The 19420-nt window shown below is 66.1% G+C and carries 16 protein-coding genes; 11 read left to right on the forward strand and 5 right to left on the reverse strand.

Going from position 1 to position 19420, the window contains the following annotated elements:
• Positions 1 to 6: 6 nt before the first annotated feature.
• From ACCQ07_RS00780 to ACCQ07_RS00815, 8 genes are all read left to right on the forward strand, one after another.
• Complete coding sequence (locus tag ACCQ07_RS00780; RefSeq protein WP_008574483.1) at positions 7 to 528, forward strand: TRAP transporter small permease; 522 nt, start codon at positions 7 to 9, stop codon at positions 526 to 528.
• Complete coding sequence (locus tag ACCQ07_RS00785; RefSeq protein ID WP_008574485.1) at positions 528 to 1811, forward strand: TRAP transporter large permease; 1284 nt, start codon at positions 528 to 530, stop codon at positions 1809 to 1811. The genes ACCQ07_RS00780 and ACCQ07_RS00785 overlap by 1 nt, the downstream gene beginning before the upstream one ends.
• Before the next feature lie 193 nt (positions 1812 to 2004).
• Positions 2005 to 3588: a family 43 glycosylhydrolase gene (locus ACCQ07_RS00790; protein WP_011345889.1), complete on the forward strand. Its 1584-nt coding sequence runs from the start codon at positions 2005 to 2007 to the stop codon at positions 3586 to 3588.
• 141 nt (positions 3589 to 3729) lie between these two features.
• Complete coding sequence (locus ACCQ07_RS00795; protein WP_011345890.1) at positions 3730 to 4788, forward strand: LacI family DNA-binding transcriptional regulator; 1059 nt, start codon at positions 3730 to 3732, stop codon at positions 4786 to 4788.
• Positions 4789 to 5209: 421 nt separating this feature from the next.
• The gene (gene kduI / locus ACCQ07_RS00800) at positions 5210 to 6064 is read left to right on the forward strand and encodes a 5-dehydro-4-deoxy-D-glucuronate isomerase (RefSeq protein ID WP_011345891.1); all 855 of its coding nucleotides are present in this window, start codon (positions 5210 to 5212) and stop codon (positions 6062 to 6064) included.
• 181 nt (positions 6065 to 6245) lie between these two features.
• Positions 6246 to 7001, forward strand: coding sequence for a 2-dehydro-3-deoxy-D-gluconate 5-dehydrogenase KduD (kduD, locus tag ACCQ07_RS00805; RefSeq protein WP_008575030.1), 756 nt, complete (start codon positions 6246 to 6248; stop codon positions 6999 to 7001).
• A 232-nt stretch (positions 7002 to 7233) separates the two neighbouring features.
• Positions 7234 to 7896, forward strand: coding sequence for an RpiB/LacA/LacB family sugar-phosphate isomerase (locus ACCQ07_RS00810; RefSeq protein ID WP_008575029.1), 663 nt, complete (start codon positions 7234 to 7236; stop codon positions 7894 to 7896).
• 222 nt (positions 7897 to 8118) lie between these two features.
• Positions 8119 to 9231, forward strand: a complete 1113-nt coding sequence (locus ACCQ07_RS00815) for a GDSL-type esterase/lipase family protein (protein WP_372363698.1) — start codon at positions 8119 to 8121, stop codon at positions 9229 to 9231.
• Positions 9232 to 9457: 226 nt separating this feature from the next.
• Here the strand turns inward: ACCQ07_RS00815 and ACCQ07_RS00820 are convergent, their stop codons facing one another.
• Both ACCQ07_RS00820 and phhA read right to left on the reverse strand, forming a co-directional pair.
• Positions 9458 to 10102: a DMP19 family protein gene (locus ACCQ07_RS00820; RefSeq protein WP_008575027.1), complete on the reverse strand. Its 645-nt coding sequence runs from the start codon at positions 10100 to 10102 to the stop codon at positions 9458 to 9460.
• Between the two features lie 137 nt (positions 10103 to 10239).
• The gene (gene phhA, locus ACCQ07_RS00825) at positions 10240 to 11130 is read right to left on the reverse strand and encodes a phenylalanine 4-monooxygenase (protein ID WP_057681292.1); all 891 of its coding nucleotides are present in this window, start codon (positions 11128 to 11130) and stop codon (positions 10240 to 10242) included.
• Between the two features lie 127 nt (positions 11131 to 11257).
• On the opposite strand from phhA, the gene ACCQ07_RS00830 reads away from it, so the two are divergent.
• Together ACCQ07_RS00830 and ACCQ07_RS00835 are read left to right on the forward strand one after the other, a co-directional pair.
• A complete protein-coding gene (locus ACCQ07_RS00830) occupies positions 11258 to 11740 on the forward strand; it encodes an Lrp/AsnC family transcriptional regulator (protein WP_029818208.1) in 483 nt (160 codons plus the stop codon).
• A 293-nt stretch (positions 11741 to 12033) separates the two neighbouring features.
• On the forward strand, positions 12034 to 14232 hold the full coding sequence (locus tag ACCQ07_RS00835) for a TonB-dependent siderophore receptor (protein WP_372363699.1): 2199 nt from the start codon (positions 12034 to 12036) through the stop codon (positions 14230 to 14232).
• 405 nt (positions 14233 to 14637) lie between these two features.
• On the opposite strand, the gene ACCQ07_RS00840 is transcribed toward ACCQ07_RS00835, so the two are convergent.
• Entirely contained in the window at positions 14638 to 15681 is a 1044-nt protein-coding gene (locus tag ACCQ07_RS00840) for a patatin-like phospholipase family protein (RefSeq protein WP_218504629.1), read from the reverse strand.
• A gap of 174 nt (positions 15682 to 15855) precedes the next feature.
• Between ACCQ07_RS00840 and ACCQ07_RS00845 the strand changes: the two genes are divergently transcribed.
• Positions 15856 to 17229 carry an amidohydrolase gene (locus tag ACCQ07_RS00845; RefSeq protein ID WP_014088979.1) on the forward strand — a complete coding sequence of 458 codons (1374 nt, stop codon included), beginning with the start codon at positions 15856 to 15858 and terminating at the stop codon, positions 17227 to 17229.
• Between the two features lie 27 nt (positions 17230 to 17256).
• On the opposite strand, the gene ACCQ07_RS00850 is transcribed toward ACCQ07_RS00845, so the two are convergent.
• Both ACCQ07_RS00850 and ACCQ07_RS00855 read right to left on the reverse strand, forming a co-directional pair.
• Positions 17257 to 18264 (reverse strand): TIGR00266 family protein, encoded by a 1008-nt coding sequence (locus ACCQ07_RS00850; protein WP_218496854.1) that lies wholly within the window; start codon positions 18262 to 18264, stop codon positions 17257 to 17259.
• A gap of 197 nt (positions 18265 to 18461) precedes the next feature.
• The gene (locus tag ACCQ07_RS00855; RefSeq protein ID WP_372356634.1) at positions 18462 to 19307 is read right to left on the reverse strand and encodes an ABC transporter ATP-binding protein; all 846 of its coding nucleotides are present in this window, start codon (positions 19305 to 19307) and stop codon (positions 18462 to 18464) included.
• Positions 19308 to 19420: the final 113 nt, after the last annotated feature.

Raw genomic sequence — 19420 nt, forward strand, 5'->3', positions numbered from 1 at the left:
GACCCGATGACCGAACCCGAGACTGTTGCCGTCCCGGTCGCGCCGTTGCAGCGCGCGCTGGACCGCGTTTCCGATATCGCCGTGGGCGTGGCCTCCTTGGCGCTGCTGGGCCTGGTGGTCGTGCAGGGCTGGCAGGTGTTTACCCGCTACGTGCTCAACGACTCGCCCAGCTGGACCGAGCCGGTAACCCTGTTGCTGCTGAGCACCGCCCTGAGCCTGGGCGCGGCGGCCGGCGTGCATACCAACCGCCACTTCGGCTTCTACCTGCTGGGCGAACACGTGCCGCCGCTGGTGCGCAAGATGTTCGAAGTGATCCGCCCGCTGATGATCATGTCCATTGGCGCGGTGCTGGCGTGGTGGAGCGCGGCGCTGCTGTTGGACGGGCTGGATATCAAGATGGCCGGTGCGCAGATGCCGCAGAGCATCAACTACCTGCCGCTGTCGATCGGCGGTGCGCTGATGGTGCTGTTTGCCGTGTTCAAGTTGTGGCGTGTGCTGCGCCCGGTCCATGCTGGAGGAGTGCGCTGATGGGCATCGCCATGTTGTTGGGCACCTTCGTGGTGCTGCTGTTGATCGGCGTGCCGGTGGCCTACGCCCTGGGCGCGGCGGCACTGGCCACGCTGCTGTATCTGGACCTGCCCACGGTAGTGCTGGTGCAGCAGATTTCTGCCGGTAGCGGCTCGGCGTCGTTGATTGCGATCCCGCTGTTTATCTTCGCCGGCGAGTTGATGTTGCGCGGTGGCATTTCCGAACGCCTGATCGCCTTGGCCTCGTCGTTGGTCGGGCGTGTGCGCGGCGGTCTGGGCCAGGTCAGCGTGCTGTCGTCGCTGTTCTTCGGCGGCGTCTCCGGCTCGGCGATTGCCGATGTCTCGGCGGTGGGCGGCACCATGATTCCGCAGATGATCAAACGCGGTTACGACCGCGATTACGCGGTGAACGTGAGCATGACCGCTGCGCTGGTGGCCTTGCTGGTGCCGCCTTCGCATAACCTGATCCTGTTCTCGGCCGCAGCCGGCGGCGGCTTGTCGATTGCCGATCTGTTCGCGGCCGGCATCTTTCCGGCGTTGTTGATGACCGCCGCGATGATGGTGACCGGCTATGCAGTGGCGCGTCATCGCGGCTACGGCACCGAAGCCTTTCCCGGTTGGCGTGCGGTGGCCCTGCGCCTGATCGGTGCGCTGCCCGGCCTGGGGTTGGTCGGATTGATCTTCATCGGGATTCGCGCCGGCATCTTCACCGCGGTGGAAAGCGCCGCCATTGCCGTGGTGTACGCATTGATCGTCACCGCATTGCTGTATCGCCAATTGCGTTGGGCCGAGTTCTTCGCGGCGGTGACGCATGCGGCGCGCACCACCGGCGTGATCCTGTTCGTGATCGCCACCGCTGCGGTGTTCGGCTGGTTGCTGGCCTATCTGCAGGTGCCTGCGGCAGCGGTGAAGTTCCTGCAGGCCATTGCCGACAGCAAGAACATGGTGCTGTTGATGATCGTGGTGATGCTGCTGTTGCTGGGCATGTTCATGGACCTGGCGCCGAAGATCCTGATCTGCACGCCGATCTTCCTGCCGGTGGTGAAGGCCTACGGCATCGACCCGATCCACTTCGGCCTGGTGATGGTGCTGGCCGGCGGTATCGGCCTGATCACGCCGCCGATCGGCTCGGTGTTGTTCATCGGTACTTCCATCGGGCAGATCACCATCGCGCAAAGCATGCGCACCATCTGGCCGTTCTGGCTGGCGGCGTTGTGCGTGCTGTTGATCGTTGCCTTTTTCCCTGAGTTGTCGCTGTGGCTGCCGCGCGCCCTGCGCGCCTGAGCTGGGGCGATTGCGTGATTGCGTAACGGCAAACGGGCGGTCGGTACGGCTTGTTCGCGTGGTAACGAGCGCCTGCCATCCACACGCAGGCGCGTCAGGCGTCGCTGCCGGCGGGAGGCTCTGTCGCATCTGGTTAACCGGTGGCATTGCGCGCCATCGTGGTAAAGCCCGGCATCCGGGACTAGGAGAGAGCATGCGTGTGCGTCCCATTTCATCCCGATGGCGTTGGCCGATGGCCGGCGGCTTGCTGCTGTGCGCCGGCCTGAGCGCTGCGGCGGACTGGAAGCGCGGTATCGAGCACCAGCGCATCGCCGACCAGGGCGATGGCAGCTTTCTCAATCCGGTGCTGGCCGGCGACCATCCCGACCCGTCGGTGCTCAAGGATGGCGATGATTACTACCTCACGCTGTCTTCGTTCGATGCCTACCCGGGCCTGCCGATCTGGCACTCGCGCGATCTGGTCAACTGGCAGCCGCTGGGCCACGCCATCACCCAGAACGTGGGCGCGATCTGGGCACCGGACCTGATCAAGCACGGCAAGCGCTACTACATCTACTTCCCGGCGCGGCGCGGCGACCAGGGCGAGCGCAGCAATTTTGTGGTCTGGGCCGACGACATCAAAGGCCCGTGGAGCGCGCCGATCGACATCGGCCTGGGCAAATACATCGACCCCGGCCATGCAGTGGGCGAGGACGGCAAGCGTTACCTGTTCCTGAGCGGCGGCGATTACGTGCAGCTGTCCGATGACGGCCTGAAGGTGGTCGGCACCCCCAAGCACGTCTACGACGGCTGGAAATATCCGGAAAGCTGGGACGTGGAAGGCTACGCCCAGGAAGGCCCCAAGATCACCCGCCACAACGGCTGGTACTACATGACCACCGCCGTGGGCGGAACCGCCGGCCCGCCGACCGGGCACATGGTGATCACTGCGCGTTCGCGCTCGATCCACGGCCCCTGGCAGAACGCGCCCAACAACCCGATCACCCGCACCAGGAGCGCGCAGGAGCCGTGGTGGTCGCGCGGCCACGCCACCCTGGTGGAGGGCACCGACAAGCGCTGGTGGATGCTCTACCACGGCTACGAAAACGGCTACTGGACGCTAGGCCGGCAGGCGCTGCTGGACCCGATCGAATGGACGCCCGATGGCTGGTTCGTCGCCAAGGGTGGGGACCTGGGCACGCCGCTGAAAAAGCCCAGTGGGCAGGCCCTGCCGCACGGGTTGGCGTTGTCGGACGATTTCCGCGCCAGCACGCTCGGCCCGCAGTGGGCGTTCTTCAATCCGGCCGCCGACGAGGCCAAGCGCCTGCAGGTGGGCAATGGCGTGTTGCGGCTGCAGGGCAAGGGCAGCGCGCCGCGCGACGCTTCGCCGCTGACGGTGATCGCCACCGACCCGGCCTACCAGTTCGAAGTGCAGATGACCGTATCGCCGGGCGGACAGGGCGGGGCGTTGCTGTTCTACAGCGACAAGCTCTATGCCGGCGTCGGCAGCAATGGGCAACAGTTCGTCATGCATCGCTACGGCGAGGAACGCCCGGCCACGCTGGCGCCCAGCACCAACGGCGGCACGCTATGGCTGCGCGTCACCAACAACCGCCACATCGTCACCATTCACAGCAGCACCGATGGCAAGGCCTGGACCAAGTACCCGGTGCAGATGGAAGTGTCCGGTTACCACCACAACGTGGCCGGCAAGTTCCTGGCCCTGAAGCCGGCGCTGTATGCCGCAGGCCCCGGCCAGGTGGAATTCCGCAATTTCCGCTACCGCGCCCTGGACTGACCGTTCTGCATCGGCGGGCATGTCGTGGCGCTGCCTGCTGTGGCGGGCCCGTCACGGCGGACCCGGTGCAGCGGCAGGCTTCGCTCAGGTCTGCCGGCCGTCGGGCCGGTAGAATCCAATCAACTTTACTGGTTGACCGCTATGCCCGCCCGCAAGATGCCTGAAGAGGGAATGCCTGGCCTGCCGAAGGGTCGGGTCGCAACGATCAACGACATCGCGCGGATGTCGGGCGTGTCCAAGAAGACCGTCTCGCGGATCATCAACAATTCGCCGCTGGTGCGGCAGGACACGCGCGAGAAGGTCGAGGCGCTGATGCGCGAGGTCGGCTATGCGCCGGATCCGCTCGCGCGCGGGCTGGCGTTCCGCCGTTCGTTCCTGATCGGCATGGTCTACGACAACCCCACCGCGCAATACATCGTGGACATGCAGTACGGCGCGCTGGACGCGCTGCGCGGTTCCAGCTTCGAACTGGTGGTGCACCCCTGCGACAGCCGCAGTCCCGGCTATATCGAAGGCGTGCGCCGCTTTGCGCAGGCGCAGAAGCTGCACGGCGTGATCCTGGTGCCACGCGCCTCCGAAGACCAGGCGCTGGCCGACATGCTGGCCGAGATCGGTTGCCGCTACACCCGCATCGCCTCGATCGCGCTGGACACCACCTCGCAGACGGTGATCACCCACGACCGCGACGGGGCAGCGGAGGCGGCCGATTACCTGCTTTCGCTGGGCCACCGCGACATCGCCCTGGTCACCGGCCCCAGCGCCTACCGCTCCTCGATCGAGCGCACCTCCGGCTTTGCCGACGCGCTGACCCGGCGCGGCATCGAACTGCCGCCCGAGCGCATCGTCGAAGCCGGTTACACCTTCGAATCGGGCGTGGCGGCGGCCGAAAAGCTGCTGCTGGGCAAGAAGCGCCCCACCGCCATCTTCACCGGTAACGACGAAATGGCCGCCGGTATCTACAAGGTCGCCCTGCGCGCCGGCATCAGTATCCCGCGCCAGCTCTCGGTGATCGGCTACGACGACAGCTCGCTGGCCTCGCGGCTGTGGCCGCCGTTGACCTCGGTGCGCCGCCACACCCGCGACACCGGCCGCACCGCCGCGGCGATGCTGATCCAGCCCGATAACGCCCCGCAGCTGCCCACCGCCAGCGTGCGGCCGCACCTGATCGTGCGCGACTCCTGCCAGCCGCCGGAAGATTGAGCTACTTGGTCCTGGCGGAAGAGGAACAAAGCCCCTCTCCCGCCGGGGCGAGAAGGCACAGCTTGCGCGGCATCGCCGCGCGTGCCTTGGAGCGCCCGCGCCGCTGGCGCGGGCCGGGGCGCGGAGCGGGGGTTGGGGTGAGGGTAAGGCGGCAGGCAGCCAATTTAGAAAGCTCAGGCTTGCGCCGGAAGGCAATAGGCCACCACCCACAAAGCAAGCTGTGCTCTTCAACACAGCGCGCAGCCTCGTACCCTCATCCGCCCCTGCGGGGCACCTTCTCACGATGGGAGAAGGGAGTTGGTAGTCCGTGCGTCCACCGACACCGTCTTTCGTGCACTGCGCAATGACACCGGTTAACCAGAGTCGGTAGACTAGCCCCGTGCAAGCCCACGTTCCCCCTTGCTTGCCTTGGAGAAGTGCCATGTCCCTGTACTGCAAAACGCACTACGCCACCCATCCCGACGCCATCAAGGGCGCCAGCAACGACGCGCTGCGCGAGCTGTATCTGCTCGATGGGCTGTTCGTGGACGACGCGGTGACGCTCAAGTACACCCACTACGAGCGCTTCGTGCTCGGTGGCGCCGCGCCGCTGGGCAAGACGCTGGAACTGCCCAGGCAGACCGAGCCCGCCTCGGCCGCGGGGCATCCGTTCCTGGAGCGTCGCGAGCTGGGCGTTCTCAATGTCGGCGCAGGCACCGGCACGGTGACCGTGGACGGCACCGCCTACACGCTGGGGCCCAAGGACGGCCTGTACGTGGCGATGGGCAGCACCGATGTCAGTTTTGCCTCCGCAGACGCGGCCAACCCGGCCAAGTTCTATCTCGCCTCCACGCCGGCGCATGCGCGCTTTGAGACCAAGCAACTCTCGATCAAGGATGCGGTGGCACTGGAGCGCGGTGCGCTGGAAACCAGCAACGAGCGCACCATCTACCAGTACATCGTGCCGGCCACCTGCCAGTCCTCGCAGCTGTTGCTCGGCCTGACCGTGCTCAAGCCCGGCAGCGTCTGGAACACCATGCCGCCGCATCTGCACGACCGCCGCAGCGAGGTGTATTTCTATTTCGACCTGGGCGCCAACGACCGCGTCTACCACTTCATGGGCGAACCCGATGCGCAGCGCCACATCGTGATCCAGAACAACGAAGCGGTGGTGTCGCCGCCGTGGTCCATCCACATGGGCGCCGGCACCAGCAATTACGCCTTCATCTGGGCAATGGGCGGCGAAAACCTGGATTACACCGACATGCACGTGCTGGACATCTGCCAGCTCAAGTAAGGCCTGCATCGACGTGCCGGCACCCACCAGGCCAGACATGACGCCGCCTGGTGCGAGGCCGGCGCCAACAACGCTGGCGCGACCCAGTTGGGCGCCGGCGTTGCAGCAGTTCGTACAACCCGGCCGCGCGCTGCGCGGCTACTCATCACACCACGGCACATCCAGCAGGAGCGATAAGGTAATGAGCAATCCGTTCAGTCTCGAAGGCAAGGTCGCACTGGTCACCGGTGCCAATACCGGCCTGGGCCAGGGCATCGCATTGGCCTTGGCCGAGGCAGGTGCCGACATCGCTGCCGCTGGCATCCAGGCGCCCACCGAGACCGAAGCCAAGGTCAAGGCGCTGGGCCGCCGCTTCATCGCCATCGAAGCCAACCTGATCAGCATCGAGCCGGTGCAGCGCATCATCGAGGAGACCATCGCCGGCCTCGGCGGGCTGGATATCCTGGTCAACAACGCCGGCCTGATCCGTCGCACCGATGCGGTGGATTTCAGCGAGCAGGACTGGGACGACGTGCTCAACGTCAACCTGAAATCGGCCTTCTTCATGGCGCAGGCCGCAGGCCGTCACTTCATCGCGCAGGGCCGCGGCAAGATCATCAACATCGCCTCGATGCTGTCGTTCCAGGGCGGTATCCGCGTGCCGTCCTACACTGCCAGCAAGTCCGGCATCGCCGGCATCACCCGCCTGCTTGCCAACGAATGGGCCAGCAAGGGCGTGACCACCAATGCCATCGCACCGGGCTATATGGCCACCGACAACACCGCGCAGCTGCGTGCCGACGAAGACCGCAACAAGGCCATCCTGGACCGCATTCCGGCCGCGCGCTGGGGCGTGCCGGCCGACCTGGGCGGCACCGCCGTGTTCCTGGCCAGCAGCGCGTCGGACTACGTCAACGGCGCCATCATTCCGGTCGACGGTGGTTGGCTGGCGCGCTAAGCGCTCGCCTCTGTACGGCTCTCCTTCTCCCAGTGGGAGAAGGTGCCGAAGGGCGGATGAGGGTCGGGGTGCACGCACATGACCAGACGCGTCCCGCAGCTCCGACACGTTCTTCAGAACCTGATCGCTCACCGACAACGCACCTGAAAAGCGAATCAAGACCGCACCCAGGCGCGCACACCAACCGACTCCACAGTCGACACAACTTCCCCAAACCAATCGGAGCATCCCCATGAAAATCGCACTCATGAATGAGTTCAGCCAGGCCGCCAAGAACCCGGTGATCCTGCAGCAGCTCAACGAGGTCGCCAGCGAGCAGGGCCACAGCGTGTTCAACGTCGGCATGGACGGCGACAACGACCACCGCCTGACCTACATCCACCTGGGCATCGTCGCCAGCCTGCTGCTGAACTCCAAGGCGGTGGACTTCGTGGTTGCCGGTTGCGGCACCGGCCAGGGCGCGATGATGTCGCTCAACGCCCATCCGGGCGTGTTTTGCGGCTACTGCATCGAGCCGACCGACGCCTACCTGTTTGCCCAGGTCAACAACGGCAACGCGCTGTCGCTGGCGTTTGCCAAGGGCTACGGCTGGGGTGCGGAAATCAACGTGCGCTACATCTTCGAAAAGGCCTTCAGCGGCGAGCGTGGCATGGGTTATCCGGCCGAGCGTCGCGAATCGCAGCAGGCCAACGCCGGCATCCTGACCCAGCTCAAGCAGGCCACCGCCAAGTCGTACCTGGACGGCCTGCGCGCCATCGACCCGGAACTGATCAAGCAGGCCATCGGCGGCGAGCGCTTCCAGCAGTGCTTCTTCGACAACGCCCAGGATGCTGAAATCCGCAACTTCGTTGCCGGCCTGCTGGGCAAGACCGAAGCTGCTGCAGCAGCTGCGTAATTAGTCGGTGCGTTTTAGCCCCTCTCCCGCCGGGAGAGGGGTTGGGGTGAGGATAAGGCGGAAGACAGCTGGCTTGAACGGGGGAGGCTTGAAGGGCTTGAGAAGACAGGACGGCCGTCCTGCATTTCCTTGCCGCCGCATCCTCATCCGCCCTTCGGGCACCTTCTCCCGATGGGAGAAGGAAACAGCGTCGCGTCCTTAGCATTGTTCCCGGAGCCCATCATGCGTCTGCTGCTGTTCGCATTGCTGCTGCTCTGCGCAAATAGCGCCCGCGCCGAACCCCACCGCATCTTCATCGCCGGCGATTCCACCGCTGCCCAATACGGTGCCGAGCGCGCGCCGCAAGCCGGTTGGGGCCAACTGCTGCAGGACTGGTTCGACCCGGCGCAATGGCAGGTGCGCAATCACGCCAAGGGCGGCCGCAGCACGCGCAGTTTCATCGCCGAAGGGCGGCTGGATGCCATCGCAAAAGAATTGCAACGCGGCGATGTCTTGCTGATCCAGTTCGGCCACAACGACGCCAAACGCGAAGACCCCACGCGCTATACCGACCCCACGACCGACTACGTGCAGTTCCTGCGCCGCTATGTCGCCACTGCGCGCGACAAAGGCGCGACGCCCATCCTGATTACGCCGGCCGCCCGGCTGTTGTACGACTTCGGCGCGTTGCTCGACACCCACGGTCGCTACACCTTGGCGATGCAGCAACTCGCCGCGCAGGAACACGTTGGCTTGATCGATCTCAACGCCAGTTCCAGCGACTGGATTCGCGCACTCGGCGAGCAGGCGGCCAAACCGTATTTCCTGTTCGTGCCCGAACAGGGCAAGGCCGACGGTACCCACTTCAGCCGCGCCGGCGCGACCGCCATCGCCTGCCTGGTGGTGCACGGTTGGTTGCAGCTGCAGCCGGCGCTCAAGGCGCAGCTGCAGCGCGACGCCGATTGCGGTGCTGCGCCCGACACCAGCGCGCAACGCGCCGCGCAGGCGCATCCCTCGCTGGTGGTGCACGAGCGCGATCTCGCCCGCGAACAGCCCGGCCCGCATGGCGGCGCCGGCCCGACCACGGCGTATCCGTTCTTCGCAGATGCACCGGCGCTGAAATTCGTGCTGCGCAAACGCGTGCTGCACAAGGGCGCCGGCATCGGCCTGCATCTGCACGACAAGGATGAGATTTATTACATCGTCAGTGGGCGCGGTTTATATGCGCTGGACGGAAAGCAATACAACGTCGCCGCTGGCGATGCGTTGTTGACGCGGCCGGGCAGCACGCACGCCTTGCAGCAAACCGGCGAAGAATCGCTGGTGCTGTTGCTGGCGTACACCGCATCCAAGTAGCCCTCGCGCCTCAGACAGCGCAGCTGCAACGAAGCGCTGCGTTTTTCAAATGGGCTGAGTTGTCATCAGGCACGGCCAGCCTGCGAGTCGCCTGCTTCCACGTGCAGATGGCTGCAGTGGATCAGCGGCAGGAGCCAGCGACGGCAGACAGCCGATCACGCCGGCGCACAAACCATGTCAGGGGTGGTCGCGGCCGACATCCAGCGATGCAAGCTTTCCAGCACCGTCAGGCCTTATCCACCCCGTAGTGCGTCAGCCCCAGGCGCGCCAGTTCGGCCGAGCGGCGGTAGTAGACCTCTTCCCACCCGTCCACGCGTTGGCGGTCGGTGTCGCTCATGGCATCGAGAATGTCTTCGATGCTGAGCAGATTCGGATCTTCTTCCAGGCGCTCGAACACCGCGCCCAGGCCCTCGATGGCTTGACGCGCTTGCGCCGCGCCCATGGCGGCCAGACCCCGCAACGCATCGCTGCGGGTCGCCGCATCCCAGCGGTCGAAATAGCGGGCGTAGCCGCTCTCGTTCATGTCCGCATCCAGCCGCGCCAGCGCGATCAGTTCGCGTTCGCCCGGCGACAGCGCATCCATGCGCCCGCGCAACTGGGCGAGCTTGGCCTGGGCGCGGGCAGCGCGGCGGCGCCACAGCAACTCGGGCATGTTGAGCAGGCCCTCCGCGGTGGGAGGCGCCACCGCGGGCCAGTTCACCCCGAAGCCGTCCTCGGTGATCTGCCATTGCGCGCGTTGCGGCGGCGATGCCTTGAGCAGGAGCCGATGCGCCTGGATGGGCTCGTCGATGCGGATGCCGTTGGCCAGGGTGAACAGCAGGCGGGTGTCGTCCAGCTCCAAGCGCCGGATGCGCAGATGCGTCAGGTCCATTGAGCGAAGGCGATGTAGGGAGGTTTGACCTTAGTGCGCGTCGGCGGTGGTGTCGAGTCGATGCAGGTCACATCGCGGCATCGTGACCGCGCCGCACCGCCGCGCAGCGGTTGGTCGGCGTGACCTCGGCAGCGACCTCACACGTCGCCGTCGCGGCTCCAACCCTCACCGCTACCGCGTTGGATCACCCGATCGCCCGGCAGCACATCACCCGCCGGCACCTGCGGTTGCTGGGCAAGCTCGGCATAGATCGGGGTGAAGTCCGGCGCGGTGGCCTCCATCAGCTGCGCAAAGCTGTCGATGACGAAATAGGTCTTCTGGAAGCTGTCGATGCGGTAGCGCGTGCGCATGATGCGCTGCAGGTCGAACCCGATGCGGTTGGGTGCGGGCGAGTCCAGCGAATACAGCGATTCGCCCTTGGACGACACGATGCCGGCACCGTAGATGCGCAGGCCCTGTGGCGTGTCGATCAGACCGAATTCCACCGTGTACCAGTACAGCCGGGTGAGGTTCTGCAGCGCGTCCGGGCCGATGCCGTGCGCCTTGACCCCGCCGCGGCCATAGGCCTGCATGAAGTCGGCAAACAGCGGGTTCATCAACAACGGCACGTGGCCGAACAGGTCATGGAACAGATCGGGTTCGGCGATGTAATCGATCTGATCGGGCCGGCGGATCCACCACGTCACCGGAAAGCGTTTGTTGGCCAGATGATCGAAAAAGTCCAGTTCCGGCAGCAGGCCCTGCACGCCGACCAGGGTCCAGCCGGTGGCCGCCTGCAGCACGCGATTGAGCGCATCGAAGCGCGGGATGTGCGTTTCGCCCATGCCCATCGCGTCCTGCGCCTGCAGGAACTCGTCGCAGGCGCGGCCCACCAGCAGCTCGCGCTGGCGCCGATACAAGGTGCCCCAGGTGGCGTGATCGTCGGCGCTGTAGCTGTCCCACGGCTGCTCCACGACCGCGGTGGTGTAGACCGGCACATAGCCTTTGTCGGTGAGCTGGTTTTCGACGCGTTGCGGGGCGGTATTCATGCAGCGGCTCTTCCCGGTGATCAGCCGTCACCTTAGCCGGATGTGCGCGCAACGGGATTGCGAATCTTGCGCGGTGCAAGCGGATTGGCGCAAGATTCGTGCGTCATCGTCTGCTGCTGCGCAACATATGGATCAACCCATCGCCCTGGACCGCACCGATGTGCGCCTGCTCGCCCTGCTGCAGACGCAGGGGCGCAGCAGTAATGCGGAGCTGGCCGTGCAGGTCAATCTGTCGGCGTCGGCGTGCCTGCGCCGCACCCAGCGGCTGGAGGCGGCCGGCATCATCGCCGGCTATGGCGCGCGCCTGGACGCGCGCGCGCTGGGACTGGGCTTGCAGGCGTTTGTGCGCGTGCAGCTGGAGCAGCACGGGCAGGCCGACATCGAACATTTCGCCGAGGGCGTGCGCGGCTGGGACGAGGTGGTGGCGTGCTGGGCGCTGACCGGCGACATGGATTACCTGCTGCAGGTACAGGTCCGCGACCTGGAACACTTCTCGCGGTTTCTGCTCGATCGCCTGCTCAATGCCACCGGCGTGTCGGATGTGAATTCCAGCTTCGTGCTGCGCACGGTGAAGGCGCCGGAAGGTCTGCCGCTGTCGCATCTGGCCTGAGGTGCAAACCAGCCGCGTGCCAGTAGGGCAGGGCGCCGCCCGCATGCCGCAGCCGGAAAGACGCACCGGCGTTGCGCCGGTTTCCAGGCGGACGCAAGAAACGTGCTGCTTGCCACATAAACGATAACGATTTACATTTACCTCACATCCTGGCCGCGTCCGGCCATGTCGTTCGTGTCGCATCGCCAGCCCACGCAGGGTCAGCCAGCCGGTTCGAGTGGACGCCTGCGTGTGCCTGTGCCTTTCCCTGTTGCGTGACGCGCTGCGTCCGCAGCGATCGACGAGAACGCCCCATGTCTGCTGCCATCGCTCCCCTTGGCTTGTTGCCTGCCGCGCTGCTGTGCGCGCTGTCGACCTTGGCTCCCGCCACCCATGCCGCCGAATCCGCCGACGCGACCAACGCCACGACGCTCGACCAGGTCAGCGTCAACGGCACGGTGAGCCGCGCGCAGCCGGCCACCACCACACGCCTGCCGCTGACCTTGCAGGAAACGCCGCAATCGGTGAGCGTGATCGGGCTGCAGCGGCTGGAAGAGCAATCGCTGTTCAGCATCGACGATGTGATGCGCAACGTCACCGGCGTCAACGTGTCGTTCTACGACACCCAGCGCCCGCTGTATTTCGCGCGCGGTTTCCAGATCACCGACTTCCAGGTCGATGGCCTGCCCACCTACAGCGGTGCGACCAACCAGGAATACGACACGGTCTTCTACGACCGCATCGAGGTGATCCGCGGTGCCAATGGCCTGCTCACCGGTGCGGGCATTCCCTCGGCCACGGTCAACCTGTTGCGCAAGCGCCCGGGCAAGGACTTCGATGCCGCGTTCGGGGTGAGTGCGGGCACCTGGGATTTCCGCCGCATGCAGGCCGACGTCAATGCGCCGCTGACCGAAGACGGGCGCTGGCGCAGCCGCGTGGTCGCGGCCTGGCAAGACCGCGATTACTACTACGACCGGTACCACGACAACAAGATGTCGGGCATGGCAGTGCTGGAAGGCGATCTGACCGACAGCACCACGCTCACCGTCGGCTATCAGCGCCAGGACAACACCCCGGTCGGCTCGACCTGGGGCACGGTGCCGTTCTTCGCGGCCGACGGCTCCTTCGCCAACCTGTCGCGCTCGACCAACATGGCGCCGGAATGGACCCGCTGGCAGCGCGAAACCAGCACCGCGTTTGCCAACCTGGAACAACGCTTCGGGCAGGACTGGTTGCTGCGCGTCAACGCCGCCCACACCAAGGGCGCCGTGCAGAGCCTGCGCGTCTACGGCACCGGTTACCCGGCCGCCGATGGCAGCAGCGTGTTTCTGCGCGCCAACGCTGGCGAAACGCAGGACACGCGCGATAGCGTGGACGTGTATCTGTCCGGCGGATTCGCCCTGTTCGGCCGCCAGCACGATGTGGTGATCGGCGGCAGCTGGCAGGACCTGCAATCGACCACCTATACCCTGGCGCAGACCTATCCCGACGACTGGGCCACCTGCGGCAGCGAACGTTGCTATTTCATTCCCAACATCCGCCACTGGAATGGCGACGCTTCGGAAGTGACCTATACGCGCACCGGTGCGCGTCGCCAGGCACGCACCACCCAGCGCGGCGTGTATGCCTCCACGCGCTTGCGGCTGGCCGACCCGCTGTCGTTGATTGCCGGCGCGCGATTGAGTTCGTGGGAGACCCGCACCCAGGCGTTCAATGCCAGCGGCAGCTACACCGGCACCAGCGGCCGTTATGACGTCAGCGACGAAGTCACCCCGTACGTGGGTCTGGTCTACGACATCGTGCCGGATGTGTCGGTGTACGCCAGCTACACCGAAATCTTCAATCCGCAGAACTACCGCGACAAGGACAACAACCTGCTCGCACCGGTGGAAGGCTCCAACCTGGAAGCCGGCATCAAGGCGCAGTTGTTCGATGGTCATGCGATGGCCACTGCTGCCGTGTTCGAGGCCAAGCAGGACAACTACGCGGTGCGCGACATGACCCAGCCGGAAGCCTCGCTGCCGGATGGCAGCTCTGCGTACATCGGCGTGGACGGCACCAAGAGCCGCGGATGGGAAGTGGACTTCAATGGCGAAGTGCTGCCCGGCTGGACCATCAACGCTGGCTATACCCACGTCAAGGTCACCCGCGCGCCGACCGATGCGATCTACGCCAACCTGCCCGAAGATTATCTGCAGCTCTCCACCCAGTGGCGCCTGCCGGGGACGTGGGACCGCTTGAGCATCGGCGGCGGCGTGAGCTGGCAGAGCGCGGTGCGCGGCTTCAATATCGCGCGCCCCACCGGCGACGGCACTGGCGCCACCACCCCGGTCACCGTGGTGCAGAACCCGTACGCGCTGGTGCATTTCAACGCCAACTACCGCATCAGCGACCAATGGACCGCCACGCTGGCGGTGCGCAATGCGTTCGACAAGACCTATTGGGCGAATCTGGATTATCAGAACTACGGCGAACCGCGCTTTGTCAGCGTGTCGCTGCGTTGGCGGTATTGAGACATTGCCGATGACGTCTGGGCTTGAGACATTGCCCATCAAGTCCAGGCGTTGCTACCGATAAGGCCTCGCGGCCAGGGCCGCTCCTACAAGCGCGGCGCCGGCCGTGCCGACGTCGCCGATACACCCAAAGACCCCCGCCCCGGTCGGAGCGGCCCCGGCCGCGCGCCCATCCGACACGTCTCAGCGCACCCGAAAGAACCGCCACGCCGTCGTCGAAGCGGCTCAGGCCGCGACCTTGTCCGGCCACCCTCAGGACATCAGCACAAGGCATCAATAACGCAGTCGCCCCACGCATCTGGTCTAAATGCGCGCGTCTCGAACCAGGCGCCCACGCCCGCTCAGTTCCGCATGAGCTCGCGCGGCACCGGCATCAACTGCGGATCGCCTCGCACCGCAGCCGCATCACGGTGCCACGCAGGCCTGGTCCTTGCCACGCAGTTTTTCCCAACGCGAGCGTTGTTCCAGGCAGCGCTCGTACGCCTGTTGCTTGGCCGCTTTGGCCTGGTCGGCGGCGGTCCGGACTGCGCTGCTGCGCGCGGCCTGCAGTTGCGCAATCTTGGCGCGAATCTGCGGCATCACCGCCATTGCGGCGCGCTCGCCTTCGAGGATCGCCGCAGCACGTTGGTTGAAATCGGCCGAGCCGATCTCGTTGACCTTCGGGCGAATGACCACGTCGGCACGTTTGAGTTCGGCCTCGCCCAGGCGCTGGCCCATGATCGAAATCGACTGGTTCACCGTGCCCAGCAGGTCCCCCGGATTCTTGCCGCTGGCCTTGCTGGAGATATCCACCGCCACCACAAATTCGGCACCCAACTGGCGCGCCGCATCCACCGGCACCGGGCTGACCACGCCGCCATCGACGAAGTGATATTGACCGATGGTCACCGGCTCGAACACGCCCGGGATGCTGCTGGACGCGCGCACCGCCTGGCCGGCATTACCGCGCACGAACACGGTGCGTTCGCCATCTTCCAGTCGCGTGGCGACCGCCGCGAACGGCTTGCGCAGTTTTTCGATCGGCTTGCCGCCGAGCTGTTCGTTGACGTAGTCCTGCAGTTTCTGGCCCTGCACCAGCCCACCGGAAAACAGCCGCACATCGCGGATGCTGGTCTGGTCGAGCGCGACGGCCTTTTCCTGCATTTGGAACGCATCCATGCCGCTGGCATACAACGCGCCCACCACGCTGCCGGCGCTGGTGCCAGACACCACCACCGGTGCGAAGCCGTTGGCCTCGAGCATCTTGATCACCCCGATATGCGCAAAGCCCTTGGCCGCACCGCCACCGAGCGCGACGCCGATCTTGATGGGCTTGGGGGCTGCGGCCGAAGGTACCTGCACCACCGGCGCCGGTGTCGCCGGGCGTGGCTCGCCCCCGCAGGCGCTGAGCAGCCCGGCCAGTGACAGGGACAGGGACAACAGGAGGCACTTGCTAGGAAAGGCGGTCATGGCGAGCGTGCACAGGGCGCGATGTGGACAGCGGCGCAGCATACACGCCGCAGCCCTGGCCGCCGGTCTGCGTTGGCGGCGGGCGGCAGGGCGTCATGCGCAGATATTGCGCGCTGCGCGCACACCTCGCCTGCCCTGATGGTATCGGGCGTCCTTGCGTTGGTACCGTAGGGCATGGACTCGGCCAAACGCACAGTCTGCAGCAGCAGCATCTTCGATCACGCGTCTGCGCGGTGTCCGCTGCGTGGACTGGCGCTGTCACTGCTGCTAGCCGCATTGCCCTGTCATGCGCTGGACGCGGTAGCGGTCAAGCGGCAGGTCGATGGCATTCTGGATCGGGACTATCCACGTTGGGAGGCGCTATACCGGACCGTGCACCAGCACCCCGAACTGGGCTTCGAGGAAACCGCGACTGCGCAACGGCTGGCCAAGGAAATGCGCGCGCTGGGGTTTCAGGTCAGCGCGGGCATTGGCCGGACTGGGCTGGTGGCGATGTATCACAATGGCCCCGGCCCCACGATCATGGTGCGCACTGAACTAGATGCGTTGCCGATGCGGGAAACCACGGGGCTGGCGTACGCCAGCGACGTCCATCTGCAGTCCAGTGACCGCGATACCTATGTGGCGCATACCTGCGGTCACGACATTCACATGGCGGCCTGGGTCGGCACGGCCGCAACCTTGGTGCAGCTGCGCGCCCAATGGCGCGGCACGCTGATGTTCATCGCCCAACCAGCGGAGGAAAAGGGTCGCGGTGCGCAGGCGATGCTTGACGATGGCCTGTTTGCCCGGTTCGGCAAGCCGGACTACGGCTTTGCCCTGCATGTCGGTCCGGATGCCTACGGCCATGTGTTCTACAAGGCCGGGGCGGTGACCTCCAACTCCGATGCGCTGGAGGTGGTGTTCCAAGGCAAGGGCGGGCATGGGGCGATGCCCGCCGCGACGATCGATCCGATCCTGATCGCGGCGCGCTTCGTTGTCGATGTGCAGAGCGTGATCAGTCGCGAAAAAGACCCGGCTGCGTTTGGCGTGGTCAGTATTGGAGCGTTCAACGCCGGCACGGCCGGCAACGTCATCCCAGACCGCGCGCAGCTGCGCGGCACCATCCGCAGCCACGACCCTCAGGTGCGCGACAAGCTGCTCGACGGCGTGCGACGTACCGCGCTGGCCAGTGCGCAGATGGCCGGCGCGCCGGTACCGCAGATCGCCCTGGGCGAGCGCGGGTCCAGGGCGGTGATCAACGATGCAGCGCTGGCCGAGCGTACCGGGGCGGTTTTCGCGCAGGCGTTCGGGGTCGATGCCGAGCGCCAGCGCGAACCGAGTGCCGCCAGCGAAGACTATTCGGCCTTCGTCGCTGCCGGCGTGCCGTCGTTCTACTTCGGCATCGGTGGACTCGATCCGCAGTGGCTGCAGCAGGCCCGGCAAACGGGCGAGCGCATTCCGGTGAACCATTCGCCGGACTTCGCGCCGGTGCCGCAGCCAAGCATCCGGACCGGCGTGGAAGCGATGACACTGGCGGTGATGAACGTGATGCCGCCGCCCTCCTGAGATGGGCGCGGCCGCGCCGGATGTAGGTCAGAAGCGGTTATCGCCATCCAGCAACCGCCCCAGGCCGCCCAGCACCGAGCCTTCGCCGCGCTGTTGGCCGCCGGCTTGCGGGGCGGCCTGCAGCATGCGGCCGGCCATGCGCGAGAACGGCAGCGATTGTAGCCAGACCTTGCCCGGGCCGGTGAGGGTGGCCAGGAACACGCCTTCGCCGCCGAAGAACATGCTCTTCAGGCCAGCAACGCGGCGCACGTCCATGTCCACGCCGGCGTGGTAGGCCACCACGCAGCCGGTGTCCACGTCGATACGCTCGCCCGGGCCCAGCTCGCGTTCGACGACCGTGCCGCCTGCATGCACGAACACCCAGCCGTCGCCTTCGAGCTTCTGCATGATGAAGCCCTCGCCGCCGAACAGGCCGGTGAGGATCTTGCGCTGGAAGGCGATGCCCAGCGATACCCCGCGCGCGCCGGCCAAAAAGCTGTCCTTCTGGCAGATCAGCTGGCCGCCATGCTCGGACAGGCGCAGCGCCAGCACCGTGCCCGGGTAGGGTGCGGCGAAGGCGACCTTGGCCTTGCCGCTGCCGGCGTGGGTGAACACGGTGGTGAACATGCTTTCGCCGGTGACCACGCGTTTGCCGGCCGACAGCAGCTTGCCCATCAGCCCGCCGCCACTTTGACCGGCATGCGAGCCGTCGCCGAACACGGTGTCCATCTGCACCGCCGCGTCCTTGTACATCAGCGCACCGGCCTCGGCGATGGCGCTTTCGCCGGGGTCCAGCTCGACTTCGACGAACTGCATGTCGTTGCCGACGATGCGGTAGTCGATCTCATCTGCGCGCCCGCTCATGCCGGTCAACGGCGGCGGCACGCTACCGCCCCCCTGCAGCTCGGCCAGCTGACGGGCCGGCGTCCAGCCATCGAGCCCGTCGCGCCAGGCGAGCGCATCGGGTTGGCGCTGCGCATGCGCGCGAGCGCTGGCATCGTCGAGGGGGCCGAGACGGTCGGCCTGTCCGGGGTTATGGAAATACCACTGGGCCATCGGACGACTCCTGTCTGTGTGTGCGGCGAGTCTAAGCGCAAGCGCCGCGGCGGCGTCCCGTGTCCAAGGTCATGTCTGCAGAGCGTGGTTGTGACGCGGTTGTGCGCCCGTCCGGAGCGCTTCGCCATCGCGATGCGGAGCATCGCTGGCAGCTCGTGCAAGGACACGGCCTGCGCGAGCTGCGGGATGGGTGGCCCTTACTCGCCCACCGTTGCCCAACAGCGCGCGCCATCACGCTGCACCCGCACCGGGCCATCGAACACGGCCGACAGGCTGGCATCGGTGAGCAGCGCCTCACGCGTGCCGTCGGCCACCACCTTGCCGGCGCGCAGCAGGATCACCCGTTCGATCTCCGGCACGATTTCTTCGATGTGATGGGTCACCAGCACCAGCGTGATGCCTTGCCGGGCGAGGTGCCGCATCGTCTCGAGCAGGTGCTGGCGTGCCACCAGATCCAGCCCGGTGGACGGCTCGTCCAGCAGCAACGCCTGCGGGCGATTGACCAGCGCACGCGCAATCAGCACACGGCGCGTTTCGCCGGCCGACAATTGCGCAAATTGCCGGTCCACCAGCGGCAATGCGCGCGCCAGCGCCAGCGCTTCGCGCGCGCGTGCACGCATGTCGTCGCTGATCTCGCGATGCGGCGGCACCACGTAGCTGGCGAAGAATCCGGAGAGCACCGCGCTTTCCACATCCAGCCCGGGCATGTCGGCCAGATTGACGCTCAGATCGCCGGTGACGATGCCCAATTGCGAGCGCAGGCGATCCACCTGCCAGCGCGTTTGTCCCATCACCTTCACTGCGGGCAGACCGTCGGCGCGCGCTAGCGGGTACAACTCGCGCGTGATCAATTTGATGAAGGACGATTTGCCGCAGCCATTGGGCCCCAGGATCGCGGTGTGCTGCCCCAGCGCGATGCGCAGGCTCAGCGCATGCAGGACCCGGACCTGGCCGCGCATCACGCTGGCCTGGTCGAGTTCGATCAGCTGGGCGGCGTTGGTAACGACAGTGGAATCGGCAGCATGTTCGGTGGCAACAGTCATACGGGTGACAGCAGACGGAAGTGGGGAAGGGGGTCTGAACCGCTTTAGAAATGTAGGTGCAACCCTACGCATCCGAAGGGTGAAGTTTGCCGCGATCGCCCCCATCATGTCTG

Source organism: Xanthomonas sp. NCPPB 3583 (genome assembly GCF_041475715.2).
Lineage (GTDB): Bacteria > Pseudomonadota > Gammaproteobacteria > Xanthomonadales > Xanthomonadaceae > Xanthomonas > Xanthomonas euvesicatoria.

Bases quoted from the DNA above. Each gene is read 5' to 3' on its own strand.
- ACCQ07_RS00780 (WP_008574483.1), top strand. From the start codon at position 7: ATGACCGAACCCGAGACTGTTGCCGTCCCGGTCGCGCCGTTGCAGCGC.
- ACCQ07_RS00785 (WP_008574485.1), top strand. From the start codon at position 528: ATGGGCATCGCCATGTTGTTGGGCACCTTCGTGGTGCTGCTGTTGATC.
- ACCQ07_RS00790 (WP_011345889.1), top strand. From the start codon at position 2,005: ATGCGTGTGCGTCCCATTTCATCCCGATGGCGTTGGCCGATGGCCGGC.
- ACCQ07_RS00795 (WP_011345890.1), top strand. From the start codon at position 3,730: ATGCCCGCCCGCAAGATGCCTGAAGAGGGAATGCCTGGCCTGCCGAAG.
- kduI (WP_011345891.1), top strand. From the start codon at position 5,210: ATGTCCCTGTACTGCAAAACGCACTACGCCACCCATCCCGACGCCATC.
- kduD (WP_008575030.1), top strand. From the start codon at position 6,246: ATGAGCAATCCGTTCAGTCTCGAAGGCAAGGTCGCACTGGTCACCGGT.
- ACCQ07_RS00810 (WP_008575029.1), top strand. From the start codon at position 7,234: ATGAAAATCGCACTCATGAATGAGTTCAGCCAGGCCGCCAAGAACCCG.
- ACCQ07_RS00815 (WP_372363698.1), top strand. From the start codon at position 8,119: ATGCGTCTGCTGCTGTTCGCATTGCTGCTGCTCTGCGCAAATAGCGCC.
- ACCQ07_RS00820 (WP_008575027.1), bottom strand. From the start codon at position 10,102: ATGGACCTGACGCATCTGCGCATCCGGCGCTTGGAGCTGGACGACACC.
- phhA (WP_057681292.1), bottom strand. From the start codon at position 11,130: ATGAATACCGCCCCGCAACGCGTCGAAAACCAGCTCACCGACAAAGGC.
- ACCQ07_RS00830 (WP_029818208.1), top strand. From the start codon at position 11,258: ATGGATCAACCCATCGCCCTGGACCGCACCGATGTGCGCCTGCTCGCC.
- ACCQ07_RS00835 (WP_372363699.1), top strand. From the start codon at position 12,034: ATGTCTGCTGCCATCGCTCCCCTTGGCTTGTTGCCTGCCGCGCTGCTG.
- ACCQ07_RS00840 (WP_218504629.1), bottom strand. From the start codon at position 15,681: ATGACCGCCTTTCCTAGCAAGTGCCTCCTGTTGTCCCTGTCCCTGTCA.
- ACCQ07_RS00845 (WP_014088979.1), top strand. From the start codon at position 15,856: ATGGACTCGGCCAAACGCACAGTCTGCAGCAGCAGCATCTTCGATCAC.
- ACCQ07_RS00850 (WP_218496854.1), bottom strand. From the start codon at position 18,264: ATGGCCCAGTGGTATTTCCATAACCCCGGACAGGCCGACCGTCTCGGC.
- ACCQ07_RS00855 (WP_372356634.1), bottom strand. From the start codon at position 19,307: ATGACTGTTGCCACCGAACATGCTGCCGATTCCACTGTCGTTACCAAC.